Source organism: Amaricoccus solimangrovi, from assembly GCF_006385685.1.
Taxonomy (GTDB): domain Bacteria; phylum Pseudomonadota; class Alphaproteobacteria; order Rhodobacterales; family Rhodobacteraceae; genus Amaricoccus; species Amaricoccus solimangrovi.
The window spans coordinates 136,855-153,756 of the sequence record NZ_VFRP01000002.1; the positions used below are offsets into that span (position 1 = coordinate 136,855).

A 16,902-nucleotide genomic window follows, 5' to 3' on the forward strand; every position below is an offset into this window, starting at 1 on the left:
TGACCGCGATCCGAACCGGAGCGGCGCGCCGCGCCGGGCACGATATCGCATGTCTTTTCATGAGGATGTTGTGATGGCGGATGTCTGGCCGGACAACGTGCCCACCTCTCTCTGGACCTACCAGACGCTCGAGCTCAAGACCGTGCCGGAAGTTCCGATGATGGGGCTCGTGTTCGCGAACGGCTTCCTTCTCGCCGCGGGCCTCGGAGCCGTGTTCCTTCTGATCTTCGCGCGCCAGAGGTTCATGGAGCAGCAGCGCAACGGCGGACCCGACGAGAATTTCCTCGTCCTGACCGAGATCGAGGCGCAGGACCTCGGCGGTTCCAGCGCGCTGCGCAAGGCCTACATGATCTACGCCTCGGTGATCCTCATCATCTATCTCGGCCTGACCTTTTTCGGAAAGCTGATCTTCAGCCTGACAAAACAGCTGCCCGTCGCGGGGATCGACGTCGATCTCAACCAGATCCGCTTCGACCAGCCCGCCTGGCCGCTCACCGTGGCCTTCGGTCTCGCGGGAATGGGGCCGCTGCTCCCGCCCGTCCGGATCGCGGAGGACTGGCTGAGGGAGCGCGCCTATCGCGCGGTCGGCATCCCGACGCGGATCCAGAAGACCGCGCGCAAGATCGTCGCGGCCCTCGATCACGCGTCGAGCGAGGAGCCGGCGGAGAGGACCGGGCGGAAGAGGAAGATCGACCGGGACGCCTGGAAGAAGAACCGGGCGCTGCGAAAGCTGCTGGCGGACAAGCGCGAGCTTCTGCGGACGCGGCTGTCCGGCACCTGGATGGACGCCGCGCTCGGCCGGGCGGATCGGCGCGACGAGTTCATCGCCCTGCACACGCAGCTCGAATCGCTCGTCTTCTGGGCGCGGGGCGCGCGCGGCGCCTGGCCGGGGATCGAGGTGTCGGAGGCCGTGCGCTCGCTCGAGAACCGCGTGCTGGAGGAGACCGAGGTCTTTCTCAACGAGTTCGAGCGGAATCTCCGCGAAGCGCGGAGCGGAGGATCCCCGCCCGTGATCCCCGCCTTCAGCCCGAAGCTGAAGCAGATGCGAAGGCTTCGCGGCGAACTGGCGGCCATCCTCGCCGTCTTCGTCGAACGCGATCCGATCCAGATCGAGAAGGACGGCGCGGTCGCCACCGAACGCGGCGCGTCCGAAATCAGGGACGCGGCGCTCGACGGCCTGCTCCTGGCCTCCGAACCGAGCCCCGTCACCGCGGGACCGGAACTGGCGCTGGGGCTGGCGATCCTCTGCCTCTTTCCGGTCTACGCCGTCTTCGTGTGGCGGGGATGGCATCCCGCCTTCGCTCCGGCCTCCTCGATCGACGCGCCGGTCACCATACTGACGTCGGCGGCCCTGGAGACGCTGCGGCTCACGCTCATCCTCTGGCTTCCGATCATGGCGGCCTTCTCGGTGCGCCAGTACCTGATCGACGAGGACCGGTGGATCTACGACCTCGGGCGCGGCTACGATTCGACGCAGGTGCTGCGCGAGCAGACGGCGGCGATCATGGTGGGCCTCGTCGCCGCCTTCATCGGGCTGCTCGCGCTCGCGCCCTTGTGGGCCTTCCTGCAATCCATCAACGAGGCGCGGTTCCGGGATCTGCTGCTGAAAGGCACCGTGCCCTTCCTGCTGTTCTATCCGAGCATGCTCATCATTTCCGCGCCCGCCGTCTGGAGCGCGCTGGCCGGCGCCGACGCCCGGGCGCGACGGCGATGGAAGCGCGGCATGTTCCTCGGCCTTGTCGGCGCGGGCTTCGTCTTCGCCGCCCAGTATCTTCAGCTTGGCCTCTGGTACGGCTTCCAGGCCTGCGCCGCGAAGGGCTGGTTCCTGTTCGACTTCTGGCAGCAGGAAGGCTGCTTCGCAAACTATGGCGGCCTCGATTTCGTCGTCTATCCTCTGCTGACGTTCCTGACGACGGTCTTCCTCGGCAATCCGGAGCGGAGGACGCGGCGTCAGCTGCGAAGGACCGCGCAGGCCTCGCTCCGGCCCGCCTCCGCCGCCACGACGGCGCTCCTGCTGGTCCTGGCCCCGCTCGCCTTCTCGGCCATGCCGGCGCTCTCCCAGACCACCGGAACGCCGGCGGTGTCACCCGCGCCGGGCCGCGAGCCTCCGAAGGAGCCGATGCGCGTCACGCTCGGTTTCAGGACGGACGCGGAGCCCTTCTCCTTCAAGAGTGACAACAACAAGGACGACAGCGACGGATTCCGCTATTCCGGCTTCGTGGCCGACCTGTGTCACCGGATCTTCTCGGGACCCGGCTTCATCGTCACCGAGACCGCGGTCACGGCCGAGGATCGCTTCGAAAGGCTTCGGAAGCACGAGAACGACCCGGACAAGATCGACGTGCTCTGCGATCCCGTCACGATGCGTTACTCGGATCCGGAACGGGTGGGTCTCTACTCGCCGATCGTCTTCGCCTCCGGCGTCTCTTACCTGCGCGTCCTCCAGCGGGCCGCCGGCGCACGCGTGCAGATCGCCTATGTCGAGGGCTCGACCTCGGACAAGGTGGCCCGGCGCGCCTGCGACGTGGATCTGTTCGCGATCGTTCCGCCGAAGAAGCGCGACACCCTGCCGATCATCTGCGCGACAAGCTGGTCGATCGCCCGCTACGTCTACGCGCGCGGAAACGCGGGGGGAGACGACGATCTCGATGCGCTCGCCAGCGGCCTCGCCCTGGCCGCCGATCTGCAACTGAGATGGGCGAAGACGCAACTCGGCGCCACCGACGCCGCGTCGGCGTGTCCGGGCGACGGGTCGAGCCAATGCGTGGAGATCCTGAGGAAGCTCGCGGACAACTTCGAGGCGGATCCGGGCGGGCGGGACGATACGCTGAGGACGCGGTCGAGCGCGCTGCGCGTGGATCTTGAGGCGGCGGTCGGCAAGCGTCGGTCGGACGAGCTCTTCGACCTCTGGAAAGGCGTTCATGTCTGGCAGAGCATACGAGACGAGCTCACCTCCGGGGATCGATGCGTCTCCGATGCCTGTTTCGAGCAGTTGAGGAGCGAATTCCTCTCGCTGGGCTACGATCCGGACTGCGGTGTCGTCGACAACTACGGCGCGACGAGATTTGAACGGATATATTACCGATTCTGTCCACTGAGAAGCCACAACGATGCCATCTCGTGGCTGTGTTCTCCCCGTTTCAACGCGGATACGAACCTTGTCTACATGGGGGACCGGGACATCATCGTGGGCAAGCTCCGATCCTGGAACATTCTCAACGGCGACTGCCCGGTCGAGAACACCGACGGAGCCGATATCCTGACCTACGAACCCTACGCGCTGCTCTTCAGGAAGGATCCCGAACTCGCGGATGTCATCCAGCGCGGGGTCTACGATTTCTTCTCCCGACGGACCGACGCGCAGGCGTCCTTCGCGACCTATTTTCCGGGCAAGACCATGTCGACGGTACTGGCCTATCTCTTCCTGCTGAACGCGGTCGAGCAGGAGGAGACGACGACGAGCCGTTCGGTTCCCATACCGGAGGCCAGGCCGGGCCCGGCCGACTGAGCGGCCGCGGGCGCCCCCTCGCGCTCCGCGGTCGCCGCGCCGAAAGGGGCGCGGCGCGAGGCCGCGCGCCCGAGGCGGCTCACTCGTCGGCGAGCAGCGCCTTCCAGAGGATGGCGCCGATCGCGGCGCCGATCAGCGGCGCGACCCAGAAGAGCCAGAGCTGCGACACCGCGCCCGTCTCGGCGAAGAAGGCGACAGCGGTCGAGCGCGCCGGGTTGACCGAGGTGTTCGTGACCGGGATCGAGACGAGGTGGATCAGCGTCAGCGTGAGCCCGATCGCGAGGCCGCCGAAGCCCGCCGCCGCCTTCGGCGCGGTGGCGCCGAGGATCACGATGACGAACACGGCCGTCAGCACCGTCTCGGTCACGAAGCCCGAGACGAGGCCGTAGCCGCCGGGCGAATTGGCGCCGTAGCCGTTCGAGGCGAAGCCGCCGGGTACCCATTCCGGCTGGCCCGAGGCGATCACGTAGAGGATCAGCGCGGCGAGGAAGCCGCCGATCACCTGCGCGATCCAGTAGGGCACGAGCTCGCTCCACTCGAACCGGCCGCCGATGGCGAGGCCGAGCGAGACCGCCGGGTTGAAATGTCCGCCCGAGATCGGGCCGAAGGCATAGGCGCCGGTCACGACCGTCAGGCCGAAGGCGAGCGCGACGCCGAGAAAGCCGATGCCGAGTTCGGGGAAGCCGGCGGCGAGCACCGCGCTGCCGCAGCCGCCCAGAACAAGCCAGAACGTACCGACCAGCTCCGCGGCCAGTTTCTTCATCATGTGAGTCTGTCCCTCGCTGATGGCGCCTTCCCTCGCGAGGACGCGCCAAGGATGATCGCATGTCGCGCAAGCAGCGCGGCCTTTTTGCGTCCCGCCCGGATGTTGGTCCCGGTCTACGCGTGACGCGGGTATTCCTACTCCCGGACCGGCGGCCGATCCAACTGCTAAAATGGTCGCTGCCGGGAGAGGCGCGTCGGCTCCGGGAAGGGCTCGGGTCCGGGCAGGCCGGTCGCATAGCCCTGGGCATGGGTGAAGCCCATCGCGCGGACCTGCTCCACCTGCTCGGGCCGCTCGACCCCCTCGGCGGTCACGGCGACGCCATTCGCCCGCGCCTGGGCGATGATCGCGCGGATGAGTTCGGCGGTCGCGGGATTGGCGAGGTCGCCGACGAAGCTCTTGTCGAGCTTGATCCGGTGGTGCGGCAGCCGGGCGAGATAGGCGAGCGCGGAATAGCCGGTGCCGAAATCGTCGAGCGCGATGCGGATCCCGCTCGCGATCAGCGCGTCGAGCTGGCCATGCGTCTCGGGATCGTCGCGCATCAGCGCCGTCTCGGTGATCTCGAGCTCCAGCCGTTCGGCGGGAAAGCCGGTCTCGGCGAGGGTCCGCCCGACCTCGGTGATGAAGCCGCGCTGGTGGAACTGGAGCGCCGAGATGTTGACCGCGAGCAGGGCGTCCGGGGGCCAGCGGAGCGCGGCGCGGCAGGCGGAGCGCAGCGCCCAGAGGCCGAGCGGCAGGATCAGCCCGGTCGACTCGGCGAGTGGGATGAAGGTGGCGGGACCGATGTCGCCCCGGACCGGGTGGCGCCAGCGCATCAGCGCCTCCGCCCCGGCCAACGCGCCGTCGCGAAGGTCGACGAAGGGCTGGTAGTCGAGGCGCATCTGGCCGGTGACCGGCGCGCTCGCGAGATCGAGCTCGAGCTGGCTCGCCTCGAGCGTCGCCTCGTCGAGCGCCGGTTCGTGGACCGCGATCCGGCCCCGGCCCTCGATCTTGGCGCGCCGCATCGCGCTGTCCGCGCGCAGGAGCAGGGTGGGCGCCGGAATGACGGCCCCGCCGGGGGCGATCACGCCGATGCTCGCGCGCAATTCCAGGCGGCGCCCGGCGAAGGCGATCGGCTGGCGGATCACCTCGAGAAGGCGGGCGGCGAGCCGGTCGGCGGTCCGGGCGTCGCGCCGCGCGAGGACGAGGAAACGGTCGCCTTCGAGCCGCGACAGCCGGTCGTCCGGCCCGAGCGCGCGTTCGAGCCGGGCGGCGACGACCGCGAGCAGCGCGTCGCCGGCGGCGAGGCCGAGCGCCTCGTTGACGAAGCGGAAGCGGTCGAGGCCGATCATCAGGAGCACGGGCGCCGGCGCCTCCGCCGCGCGAGCGGCGCCGAGCGCGGCCTCGATCACCCGGTGGGCGGCGGCGCGGGGCAGGATCGCGCGCCGGCACGGGCCATGCCCGGGCGGGGCCGACGGCGGCGCGGGGCAGGGCGCGGCCGCCCCGAGCAGGGGTTCGAGCAGCAGCGCCGCGTCGTCGAGCGCGGCGCCGAGCGCGGGGGTGAGGCGGCGCGCGCGGCCGTCATGGGCGATCAGCGCGAAAGGGGGCGCCAGCGGCCAGAGCGCGGCGAAGCCGGGCGGCAGGCCATAGCGCGCCGGCTCGACCGCGCCGCCCGTCGCGGGCGGCGCCGCGACCGGGCCGGGGGAGGGCCAGAGCCGGGACAGCGCCGGGGTCGCCTGGACGAGCTCGGCCCGGCCGCCCCGCTGGCGCAGCAGCCCGAGCCCCGGGAGCCGAAGCCGCGGCTCGAGCATCCGGAACAGCGCGGTGAGCATCCTCGGGTCGGGTGGGTTCGCCATCGCTCCGCTGCCTCCCTCCACGCGGCCATGCCGGCGCGGCCTGACGCGAGAATTCAACCTCAGGTAGCACAATGGTGAAGAGGCTGACCAGACGGAACCGTGGCCGGCCGCCCGGTTTTCTCCCGCGCGGCTCCCGGCGGCCGGGCCGGCGCCGAGCGGCGCGGGCGCGGCGGCGCTACTCCGCCGCCTCGACCCGGGGACCGGGGATGTAGTTCAGGATCGGGCCGAGCCAGCGCTCGACCTCGGCCACGTCCATCCCCTTGCGCCGCGCGTAATCCTCCACCTGGTCCCGCTCCACATTCGCGACGCCGAAATAGTAGCTGTCGGGATGCGAGAGATAGAGGCCCGAGACCGAGGAGCCGGGCCACATGGCGAAGCTCTCGGTCAGCTCCACCCCCGTCGCCGCCGTCGCGTCGAGCAGGCGGAAGAGCGTCGCCTTCTCGGTATGGTCTGGCTGCGCCGGATAGCCGGGCGCGGGGCGGATGCCCTTGTAGGGCTCGGCGATCAGCTCCTCCGGCGTGAAGCCCTCGTCGGCGGCGTAGCCCCAGAGCTCGCGGCGCACGTATTCGTGCAGCCGCTCGGCGAAGGCCTCGGCGAAACGGTCCGCGAGCGCCTTCACGAGGATCGAGGAATAGTCGTCGTTCGCCCGCTCGAACCGCTCCGCGATCGCGACTTCCTCGATTCCGGCCGTGACGACGAAGCCGCCGAGATAGTCGGGCGTGCCCTCGGGCGCCATGAAATCGGCGAGCGCCACGTTCGGCCCCTCGCGCTTCGCCCGCTGCTGGCGCAGCGTGAAGAAGGTGGCGAGTTCCTTCTCCCGGTCCTCGCCGGTGAAGAGCCGGATGTCGTCGCCGACCGCGTTCGCGGGCCAGAAGCCCACCACCGCCTTCGGCGCGAACCACTTCTCCCCGATGATGCGGGCCAGCATAGCCTTCGCGTCGTCGTAGAGCTGCCGCGCCGCCTCGCCCTGCGCCGGGTCGTCCAGGATCGCCGGGAAGCGTCCCTTCATCTCCCAGGTCTGGAAGAACGGCGTCCAGTCGAAATAGCGCGCCAGTTCCGCGAGATCCCAGCTCTCGAAGACCCGCGTGCCGAGGAAGCTCGGCGCCTTCGGCGCGTAGCCCTCGAAATTCGCCCGGAACGCGTTGGCCCGGGCGCGTTCCAGCGGCAGGCGCTTCTTCTCGAGCTCGGCGCGCGCGTGGTTCTCCGCGACCTTCGCATATTCGCCCCGCACCCCCGCGACATAGCCGGGGCGATGCTCGGGCGAGAGCAGGTTCGAGACCACGCCCACCGCGCGGCTCGCATCGGTCACATAGACCGCCTGGCCCCGCTCGTAGCGGGGGTGGATCTTCACCGCGGTGTGCACCCGGCTCGTCGTAGCACCCCCGATCAGCAGCGGAATGTCGAAGCCCTCGCGCTCCATCTCGGCCGCGACATGCGCCATCTCGTCGAGCGAGGGGGTGATGAGGCCCGAGAGGCCGATGATGTCGACATTCTCGGCCTTCGCCGTCTCGAGGATCCGCGCCGCCGGCACCATCACGCCGAGATCGATGATCTCGTAATTGTTGCAGGCGAGCACGACGCCGACGATGTTCTTGCCGATGTCGTGCACATCGCCCTTCACCGTCGCCATCAGGATCCTGCCGGCGCTCTGGCGCTCGGCCCCGCCGTTCGCGAGCTTCTCCTCCTCCATGTAGGGGAGCAGCACCGCGACCGCCTGCTTCATCACGCGGGCCGATTTCACCACCTGCGGCAGGAACATCTTGCCCGCGCCGAAGAGGTCGCCGACGACGTTCATCCCCGCCATCAGCGGCCCCTCGATCACGTGGAGTGGCCGCTCGGCGGACTGGCGCGCCTCCTCGGTATCGGCCTCGATGAACTCGGTGATGCCGTTGACGAGCGCGTGTTCGAGCCGCTTCTCGACCGGCCATTCGCGCCAGGCGAGATCCTTCTCCTTCGCGGCGCCGCCGCCCGCGCCCCGGAACCGCTCGGCCACCGCCAGCAGCCGCTCGGTCGCCGTGCCCTCGCCCTTCGGCGCGCGGTTCAGCACCACGTCCTCGCAGGCCTCGCGCAGTTCCGCGTCGATCTGGTCATAGACGCCAAGCTGGCCCGCGTTCACGATCCCCATGTCCATGCCGGCGTGGATCGCATGGTAGAGGAAGACCGCGTGCATCGCCTCCCTGACCGGCTCGTTGCCGCGGAAGGAGAAGGAAAGATTGGAGACGCCGCCCGAGATATGGACATGGGGCAGGGTGGCCGTGATCTCGCGCGCCGCCTCGATGAAGTCGACGCCGTAATTGTCGTGCTCCTCGATCCCGGTCGCCACCGCGAAGATGTTCGGGTCGAAGATGATGTCCTCGGGCGGGAAGCCCACCTCTTCGGTCAGGATCCGGTAGGCTCGGGCGCAGATCTCGACCTTTCGGGCCTTCGTATCCGCCTGGCCCGTCTCGTCGAAGGCCATCACCACCACGGCGGCGCCATAGGCGCGGCAGAGCCGGGCCTGCCGGACGAAGGCTTCCTCGCCTTCCTTCAGCGAGATCGAATTGACGATCGGCTTGCCCTGGACGCATTTCAGGCCCGCCTCGATCACCTCCCATTTCGAGGAGTCGATCATCAGCGGCACGCGGGCGATGTCGGGTTCGGAGGCGATCAGGTTCAGGAACTCGATCATCGCCTGTTTCGAGTCGATGAGCCCCTCGTCCATGTTGACGTCGATCACCTGCGCGCCGTTCTCGACCTGGTCACGCGCGACGACGAGCGCGGCGGCGAAGTCGCCCGCGGTGATGAGCTTGCGGAACTTCGCGGAACCCGTGACGTTCGTGCGCTCGCCCACGTTGACGAACGGGATTTCCGGCGTCTTGACGAAGGGCTCCAGCCCCGAGAGCCGCATCAGCGCCCTATGCTCCGGCGGCACGCGCGGCGGGTATTTCGACACCGCCTCCGCGATCGCGCGGATATGGTCGGGGCTGGTGCCGCAGCAGCCGCCGACGATGTTCACGAGCCCCTCGGCCGCGAATTCCGCGACCTGGGCCGCCATGTATTCCGGGCTCTCGTCGTACTGGCCGAATTCGTTCGGCAGGCCGGCGTTGGGATAGGCGCAGACGAAGGTGTCCGCCACGCCCGAGATCTCGTCGAGATGCGCGCGCATCTCCGCCGCGCCGAGCGCGCAGTTCAGCCCGATGGTGAACGGGTCCGCGTGGCGCACCGAATGCCAGAAGGCGGTCGGCGTCTGGCCCGAGAGCGTGCGGCCCGAGCGGTCGGTGATCGTGCCGGAGATCATCACCGGCAGCCGGACGCCCTTCTCGACGAAGATCTCCTCGCAGGCGAAGATCGCGGCCTTGGCGTTCAGCGTGTCGAAGATCGTCTCGATCAGGATCACGTCGGCGCCGCCGTCGATCAGCCCGCGCAGCTGCTCGGCATAGGCGAGGCGCAGGTCGTCGAAGCTCACCGCGCGATAGCCGGGGTTGTTCACGTCCGGGCTGATCGAGGCGGTGCGGTTCGTCGGCCCCAGCGCGCCCGCGACGAAGCGCGGCCGGCCGTCCTCCGCCGTCGCCCGGTCGAGCCCCGCGCGCGCCAGCCGCGCGCCGTGGAAGTTCAGGTCGTAGACCCGATCCTGCATCCCGTAGTCGGCCTGGGCGATCGCGGTGGAGGAAAAGGTATTGGTCTCGACGATGTCCGCGCCCGCCTTCGCGTAGCGGTAGTGGATCTCCTCGATCGCCTCGGGCTGGGTCAGGATCAGCAGGTCGTTGTTGCCCTGCTGCGGATGGCCGTGGCAGGCGCAGGCGCCATGGCCGGTGAAATCCTCCTCGCCGAAGCCGAGGCTCTGGATCTGCGTGCCCATCGCGCCGTCGAGGATCAGGATGCGCTCGCGCGTCAGGGCGGCGAGCCGGTCGAACACGGGCGAGCGGACGGGTTTCTTCGTGTCGGGAGAGGTCATCGGTCTGTCCTGCGAGCAGGTGGGAGGAACCCCACAATGAATCAGTGGCCCGACTTCCGGCGGGCGCGGGACTCTACCGCTTCCCGCGCCCGGCGTTAAGGGGGCACCCGCCGATCCCGCGGCCGGCGCCTTGCACCGGCGCGCCCGGTTTGACAGGGTGCGCGCGGGGTCTGACAGCGGCCGCCCCGCGGGGGGCCGGCCGGCACGAGAGAGACGGGACGATGTATCAGGACACGCAGCTTTTCATCGGCGGCGAATGGCGGCCGAGCCTTTCGGGCCGCGTCATCGAGGTGGTGAATCCGGCGACCGGGGAAGTGATCGGCAAGGTCGCCCATGCCGGGATCGAGGATCTCGACCAGGCGCTCGCCGCCGCCGAGCGGGGGTTCGAGACCTGGCGGGCGGTCTCCGCCTTCGACCGCTACACGATCATGCGCCGCGCCGCCGAGATCCTGCGCTCCCGCGCCGAGGACGTCGCGCGGCTGATGACGCTGGAACAGGGCAAGCCCTTCGCCGAATCGAAGGGCGAGACGCTCGGCGCCGCCGACACGATCGACTGGTTCGCCGAGGAGGCGCGCCGCGCCTATGGCCGGGTCGTGCCCGCGCGGCGCGAGGGCGTCTATCAACTCGTCGTGAAGGAGCCGGTCGGCCCCTGCGCCGCCTTCACGCCGTGGAACTTCCCGCTGAACCAGGTGGTGCGCAAGCTCTCCGGCGCGCTCGCCGCCGGCTGCTCGATCATCGTGAAGGCGCCGGAGGAAACCCCGGCCTCGCCCGCCGAGCTCATCCGCGCCTTCGAGGAGGCCGGCGTTCCGGCGGGTGTGATCGGCCTCGTCTACGGCGATCCGGCGGAGATCTCCTCCTACCTGATCCCGCATCCGGTGATCCGCAAGATCTCCTTCACCGGCTCGACGCCCGTGGGCAAGAAGCTCGCGGCGCTGGCGGGCGAGCACATGAAGCGCGCGACGATGGAACTCGGCGGCCACGCGCCCGCCATCGTCTTCGAGGACGCCGATGTCGCGCGGGCGAGTTCGCTGCTCGCCATGTCGAAGTTCCGCAACGCGGGCCAGGTCTGCGTCTCCCCGACCCGCTTCCTCGTGCAGGAAGGCGTCTACGAGGAATTCGTCGACCGCTTCACGGCCGCGGCCGCCGGGGTGAAGGTCGGCGACGGCCTCGCCGAGGGCACGACCATGGGTCCGCTCGCCAACGACCGCCGGGTCGCGGCGATGGAGGCGCTGGTGGCGGATGCGACCGAGAAGGGCGCCCAACTCAGAACCGGCGGCCGGCGGATCGGCAACAAGGGCTATTTCTTCGAGCCGACCGTGCTGACCGACGTGCCGATGAACGCGCGCGCGATGAACGAGGAGCCCTTCGGCCCCTTCGCGATGATCGCGCCGTTCAAGGACATCGAGGCCGCGCTCACCGAGGCGAACCGGCTGCCCTACGGCCTCGCGAGCTACGCCTTCACCGGCTCCGCCGCCACCGCGACCCGGCTCGGCTCGGGCATCGAGAGCGGCATGGTCACGATCAACCACCTCGGTCTCGCGCTCCCCGAGATCCCGTTCGGCGGCATCAAGGACTCGGGCTACGGTTCGGAGGGCGGGACCGAGGCGATGGAAGCCTATCTCAACACCAAGCTCGTCACCCAGGCGGGTTTCTGATCCGGGGGACCACCCCCGTCTCCGGGGCGGAAGCCGGCCCTTCCGCCCCGGAGAACCGCGCGGTATCCTCCGCGCCCGTGACGCTTTCCAAGGTTCAGGTGAGTACCCCCCGATGAGCGACGCCCTCTCGGCCGGAACGGCCATTCCCGAGACCGGCCATGAGCGCGCCCGGGCGCGCCCCGGCGTCGCCTTCCGCTACCGCCCCGAGATCGACGGGCTGCGCGCCCTCGCGATCCTGCCGGTCGTGCTCTTCCACGCCGGCTATTCCGCCTTCTCCGGCGGCTTCGTCGGCGTCGACGTGTTCTTCGTCATCTCCGGCTATCTCATCACCTCGCTCGTGATGCGCGACATCGCCCAGGATCGCTTCTCGATCCTCGGCTTCTACGAGCGGCGGGCGCGGCGCATCCTGCCGGCGATGATCTTCGTGGTGCTGGCCTGCGTGCCGCTCGCCGCCGTCTTCCTGCTTCCCTCGGCGCTCCACGATTTCGGGCGGAGCATCACGGCGACGATGCTCTTCTACGCCAACCACTTCTTCCTCGATCACGTCGACTATTTCGCGCCGCGCGCCGACCTGATGCCGCTCCTGCACATGTGGAGCCTCGCGGTGGAGGAGCAGTACTACCTCTTCGTGCCGCCGCTCATGTGGCTCGTCTGGCGGCTCGGCGCGCGCCAGCGGATCATGCTGGCGCTCTTCGGCGCGGCGAGCCTGCTCAGCGTGATCGGCGCCTCGCTGATCGTCCAGCGCTGGCCGGGCGTCGCCTTCTTCATCTTCCCGACCCGCGCATTCGAACTCGGAATCGGCTCGATCCTCGCGCTCGTCCTGCGCGAGCGGGAGCTCCCGCGCTCGGCGGCGAACGGTCCGCTCGCGCTCCTCGGCGTGGCGCTCATCCTCGGCGCGGTGCTCCTCATCCCGGCCGACGCGCCGATGCCCTCCTGGCTCTCGCTCATCCCCTGCCTCGGCGCCGCGCTCGTCATCGCCTTCGCGACCGAGGGCACGCCGGCCCGGGCCTTCCTCGCCTCGCGCCCGCTCGTCGGGATCGGCCTCGTCAGCTTCAGCCTCTACCTCTGGCACCAGCCGCTCTTCGCCTTCGCCCGCTCGGTCATCGCCGAACCCTCGCCCTGGCTCATGGGCGCGCTCGGCCTCCTCTCCGCGCTCCTCGCCGTGCTCAGCTGGCGCTTCGTGGAACAGCCGGCGCGGCGCGCGCGGATGAGCCGGACGCGGCTGCTCGGCCTCGCGGCGCTCGCCCTCGTCGCCACGGCCGCCCTCGGTCAGCTCGTCGCGCGGGAGGCGGCGCGGCTCCATCCGCTCGCCCCCGAGGACGCCCAGCTCGACGTCTCCTTCGAGGACCGGGGCGAATACGTCCGCCACCGCTACAACGCGCTGCCGAACGACTTCTCCGGCGCCGCGCCGGGCCAGCCGAGGCTCTTCATCATCGGCGACAGCTTCTCGCAGGACTTCTGGAACATGTCGGTCGAGAACGGCGCCTTCCGGGGCTGGGCGGTCGCGACGCGCTACATTCCGACGGTCTGCCAGACCTATTTCGGCCGCGAGAACGTCGACCGCTTCGTCGAGCCGACCTCGCGGCGCCGCTGCCGCTACTACCGCCGCGCCGACATGTTCGAGGAGGCGGCGCGCGCGGCGGACGTGGTCGTCTTCGTCACCCGCTGGACCCCCTGGGCGGCCGAGCGGCTGGAGGGCAGCGTCGCGAACCTCGGCCTGCCCCCCGCGACGAAGGTCATCGTCGTCGGCGCGAAGGGGTTCGGCGACGTGCTGCTGCCGGGCTATGTCGGCCGGGACGCGGCCGGGCGCGCCGCCGTCCGGGTGGAGCCGACCGCGTTCCAGACCGCCGGCACGCCCGCGCTCGCGCGCGCCTTCGGCCCGGAGCGTTTCGTCGATCTCGAGGCGATGCTCTGCCCCGACGGAAGCTGCGCGCTCTTCACGCCGGAGGGCGCGCTCATCAGCCACGACGGCGACCATCTGACGGAGGCCGGCGCGAAGGCGGTCGGCGCGGTGCTCTACCGGAGCCCGCTGCTCGCGCCCTATCTCCAACCGGCGGATCCGGCGGCTTCCCGCTGAAACCGCCGTCCGCGCAACCTATATTCCCCGGCGGCGCTTACCGCCGGGAGGATGCGATGGAGACGGACGGGGCGGAGCAGGTGACGGCGGATCAGGCGAAGGCCGGTCAGGTGGCGCGGGCGCGCCGGGAGGTCGATGCGCGGGCGGCGGTCATCGCCGCCTCGCGCGCCTATTTCGACGCGCGCCGCGCGAAGGTGGACGGCTTCGTCGATCGGTGGTTCTCGGTCCGGGGCAGCCTCAGGCTGCACCGCCACGCGCTCGGCTGGGACATCGCCCGGGCGCCCGCCAATCTCGGCCTCGGCGTCGTCCATGCCGGCACGCGCCTCGGCGCCGGCGCCGCGCGGCTCCTCGGCGCGCGCGGGGCGGCGGACTGGCTCGGCACCCGCCAGGTGCTGCTCGAGACCGACGTGATGCGCGAGGTCGAACGGCTGGTGACGACCGAACTGCTGGAACTGCCCGATCCGCATGCGCCGAAGCGCGACGCGCTCGCCGCGGCGATCCTGGCCGATCCCGAGGTGCGGCGCCTGCTGGCCGAGGCGCCGGGAGACGGAATCGGCGACAGCCTCGCCGAATATGTCGGCTCCCGCGCCGCCGTCGGCGAGATCACGACGACGCTCGCGACGCTCGGCACCGGGGCGGCGGTCCTGAACAAGCTCACTCCCGGCGCGCTCGCCCTCGGCCCCGCGCTCGCCGCCTCGATGGCGCAGAGCGCGGCGATCGCGGCCTTTCCCTTCGGCGCCACGGCGGGATCGCTCTGGTACGGGATGTTCCCTGCCTCCGCCTCCGGCGCGCTGGTGGCGAGCACCACGGCGGGCCTCATGCTCTCGGCCTCGGTGCTCGCCGCCTTCGCCGGCGTGATCGCCGATCCGGTCCAGCGCGGCCTCGGCCTGCACCGCCGCCGCTTGCTGCGCCTCATCGACGCGCTGGATCGGCAGTTCGTCGATGGCGCGGGCGGCGGCTTCGCGGCGCGCGAGCATTACGTCGCGCGCCTTCTCGACCTGATGGACGCCGGCGTGACGGCGGCCCGCGCGATCCGGAGCTAAGCCGCCGGCCCCCGGTCCCGCGCGATCAGCCGGAAACGCGCGCCCGGATGGACGAGCCGCGCCCGCGTCACCGGCGCCTCGTCGAGCCAGGTGCTCCGCGTGATGACGAAGACCGGCGCGCCTTCCCCGATCGCGAGCCGGTCCGCCTCCGCGGGGCTCGCCGCCTCCGCGGTCAGCGCCTGTTCCGCCCGGCTGAAGGGCATCGCCTCGACCAGCCATTCGTTCGGGCTCACCCGCTCGAAATCCGCCGTCTCCGCCGCCGGCGCGGTGGCGAGATTGATCCAGCGGTCCTCGAACTGATAGGGCGCGCCGTCGGCGCTGTGCAGGCAGAGCAGGCGCAGCGCCGGATCGGGTCCGACGACGGCGCCGATCGCGGCGGGCGGGGTTTCGACCCGCTCGCGCGAGAGGAGCCGGTAGCCGTAGGCGCGGCCCTCCGCCTCGATCTCCTCGCGGATGAGCGGGATGCGCAGCACCGCCTCGGCCGGCCGGCGCTCGGCCACGCGGCTGCCGGCGCGCCGCCGCCGCTCGATCAGCCCGTCGCCGACCAGATCGGCGAGCGCGCGGGCGATGGTCGGCCGCGTGACCGCGAATTCACGCGCGAGTTCCGCCTCGTGGGGGATCGCCGCGCCGGGCGGCCAGGCGCCCGAGAGGATGCGGCCGAGCAGTTCGGCGTGGATCGCGCGGTGTTTCGTCGTCGTCGTCATGTCTCGTCGTCCTCAGATCAGGGCGCGGAGCGTGGTCATCGTCTCGCGCCAGCCCCGCTCGATCCGGGCGCGCGCGACGTGGTGTCCCTCGCGGACCACGTGGCGGCCGGCGGACCAGACGTCGCGCACCGCCCCGCGCGGATCGGTGAAGATGAATCCGTCGATCAGCTGCCCGTCGTCGAGCGCCATCAGCGAATCGTGCTCCCGGTCGAGCGTCACCAGATCGGCCCAGGCGCCGGTCCGGATCGCCCCGGTCTCGCGCCCGAGCGCGCGCGCGCCGCCCCGGAGCGCGCCTTCGTAGAGCGCGGCGCCGGTGGAGGCGCCGGCCGGGGCGAGGACGTTGCGCGCGCGGTCGCGCAGGCGCTGCGAATATTCGAGCTGGCGCAGTTCCGCGGAGAGGCCGATCTGGATGTTGCTGTCGGTGCCGAGCCCGAAGGTTCCGCCCGCGGCGAGGAAATCCGGCCCGTTGAAGATCCCGTCGCCGAGGCTCGCCTCGGTGATCGGGCAGAGCCCCGCCACCGCGCCCGAGACGGCGAGTTCGCGGGTTTCCGTCTCCGTCATCTGCGTCGCATGGATGAGGCACCAGCGCGGATCGAGGCCGATCTCGGACAGGAGGAAATCGACCGGCCGCGTGCCGAGCCAGGCCTTGATCTGTGCCACCTCCTCGACCTGCTCGGCGGCGTGGATGTGGCGCGGCCCCGGCGCGCCCGAGGCGGTGAGCGCGCGCAGCTCGTCCGGCGTCGTCGCGCGCAGCGAATGGGGCGCGGTCCCGACGACGCCGTCCGCCGCCAGCCGGGGCCGGGCGGCGATGAGCGCGAGATAGCGGTCGAGATCGCAGCCGAAGCGCAGTTGCCCGCCGTCGAGCGGCGCGGCCCCGGCGCCGCCATAGGTGTAGAGCACCGGCAGGAGCGTGAGCCCGATTCCCGCCGCCGCCGCCGCCGCCGCGATCCGCTCCGACATCTCCGCCGGATTGTCGTAGGCGCCGCCGCCCGGGCGATGATGGAGGTAGTGGAATTCCGCCACCGCGGCGAAACCCGCCTCCAGCATCTCGACGAAGGCGAAGGCCGCGATCGCCTCGACCTGGTCCGGCGTCAGATGGTCGAGGAACTTGTACATGAGCCGGCGCCAGGTCCAGAAACTGTCCGGGCTCGGCCCCCGCCGCTCGGTCATGCCCGCCATCGCGCGCTGGAAGGTATGGCTGTGCAGGTTCGAGGGCGCCGGAAGCAGCGCGCGCCCGGCCAGCAGATCGTCGCCGGGCCGGGGATCGGAATTCGGCGTCAGCCCGAGGATCCGCCCCTCCGCGATCTCCAGTCTCAAGTCGCGTACCCAGCCCTCCGGCAGCAGGGCGAGCGGGGCGAACAGGTTCCGGGCCACGGCGGCGCC

The 16,902-nt window shown here is 70.7% G+C and carries 9 protein-coding genes; 4 read left to right on the forward strand and 5 right to left on the reverse strand.

From position 1 onward, the window contains the following. Positions 1 to 73 precede the first annotated feature (73 nt). Positions 74 to 3,508 (forward strand): type 2 periplasmic-binding domain-containing protein, encoded by a 3,435-nt coding sequence (locus FJM51_RS03110; protein ID WP_140452651.1) that lies wholly within the window; start codon positions 74 to 76, stop codon positions 3,506 to 3,508. Positions 3,509 to 3,587: 79 nt separating this feature from the next. On the opposite strand, the gene aqpZ is transcribed toward FJM51_RS03110, so the two are convergent. From aqpZ to metH, 3 genes are all read right to left on the reverse strand, one after another. After that, positions 3,588 to 4,274 carry an aquaporin Z gene (gene aqpZ, locus FJM51_RS03115; RefSeq protein WP_140452652.1) on the reverse strand — a complete coding sequence of 229 codons (687 nt, stop codon included), beginning with the start codon at positions 4,272 to 4,274 and terminating at the stop codon, positions 3,588 to 3,590. A gap of 164 nt (positions 4,275 to 4,438) precedes the next feature. Further along, a complete protein-coding gene (locus FJM51_RS03120; protein ID WP_140452653.1) occupies positions 4,439 to 6,106 on the reverse strand; it encodes a putative bifunctional diguanylate cyclase/phosphodiesterase in 1,668 nt (555 codons plus the stop codon). 175 nt (positions 6,107 to 6,281) lie between these two features. After that, positions 6,282 to 10,040 carry a methionine synthase gene (gene metH / locus FJM51_RS03125; RefSeq protein WP_140452654.1) on the reverse strand — a complete coding sequence of 1,253 codons (3,759 nt, stop codon included), beginning with the start codon at positions 10,038 to 10,040 and terminating at the stop codon, positions 6,282 to 6,284. A gap of 221 nt (positions 10,041 to 10,261) precedes the next feature. On the opposite strand from metH, the gene FJM51_RS03130 reads away from it, so the two are divergent. The 3 genes from FJM51_RS03130 to FJM51_RS03140 all read left to right on the forward strand — a co-directional run bounded on the left by FJM51_RS03130 (position 10,262) and on the right by FJM51_RS03140 (position 14,815). Continuing rightward, positions 10,262 to 11,695, forward strand: coding sequence for an NAD-dependent succinate-semialdehyde dehydrogenase (locus FJM51_RS03130; RefSeq protein ID WP_140452655.1), 1,434 nt, complete (start codon positions 10,262 to 10,264; stop codon positions 11,693 to 11,695). Between the two features lie 112 nt (positions 11,696 to 11,807). Further along, positions 11,808 to 13,772 carry an acyltransferase family protein gene (locus tag FJM51_RS03135; protein WP_140452656.1) on the forward strand — a complete coding sequence of 655 codons (1,965 nt, stop codon included), beginning with the start codon at positions 11,808 to 11,810 and terminating at the stop codon, positions 13,770 to 13,772. A gap of 56 nt (positions 13,773 to 13,828) precedes the next feature. After that, complete coding sequence (locus FJM51_RS03140; protein WP_233712955.1) at positions 13,829 to 14,815, forward strand: DUF6635 family protein; 987 nt, start codon at positions 13,829 to 13,831, stop codon at positions 14,813 to 14,815. Here the strand turns inward: FJM51_RS03140 and hutC are convergent. Both hutC and FJM51_RS03150 read right to left on the reverse strand, forming a co-directional pair. After that, a complete protein-coding gene (hutC, locus tag FJM51_RS03145; protein ID WP_140452657.1) occupies positions 14,812 to 15,519 on the reverse strand; it encodes a histidine utilization transcriptional repressor HutC in 708 nt (235 codons plus the stop codon). The genes FJM51_RS03140 and hutC overlap by 4 nt on opposite strands. Before the next feature lie 12 nt (positions 15,520 to 15,531). Then, a complete protein-coding gene (locus FJM51_RS03150) occupies positions 15,532 to 16,893 on the reverse strand; it encodes a formimidoylglutamate deiminase (protein WP_233712956.1) in 1,362 nt (453 codons plus the stop codon). Positions 16,894 to 16,902 lie beyond the last annotated feature (9 nt).

Bases quoted from the DNA above. Each gene is read 5' to 3' on its own strand.
- FJM51_RS03110 (WP_140452651.1), top strand. From the start codon at position 74: ATGGCGGATGTCTGGCCGGACAACGTGCCCACCTCTCTCTGGACCTAC.
- aqpZ (WP_140452652.1), bottom strand. From the start codon at position 4,274: ATGATGAAGAAACTGGCCGCGGAGCTGGTCGGTACGTTCTGGCTTGTT.
- FJM51_RS03120 (WP_140452653.1), bottom strand. From the start codon at position 6,106: ATGGCGAACCCACCCGACCCGAGGATGCTCACCGCGCTGTTCCGGATG.
- metH (WP_140452654.1), bottom strand. From the start codon at position 10,040: ATGACCTCTCCCGACACGAAGAAACCCGTCCGCTCGCCCGTGTTCGAC.
- FJM51_RS03130 (WP_140452655.1), top strand. From the start codon at position 10,262: ATGTATCAGGACACGCAGCTTTTCATCGGCGGCGAATGGCGGCCGAGC.
- FJM51_RS03135 (WP_140452656.1), top strand. From the start codon at position 11,808: ATGAGCGACGCCCTCTCGGCCGGAACGGCCATTCCCGAGACCGGCCAT.
- FJM51_RS03140 (WP_233712955.1), top strand. From the start codon at position 13,829: ATGGAGACGGACGGGGCGGAGCAGGTGACGGCGGATCAGGCGAAGGCC.
- hutC (WP_140452657.1), bottom strand. From the start codon at position 15,519: ATGACGACGACGACGAAACACCGCGCGATCCACGCCGAACTGCTCGGC.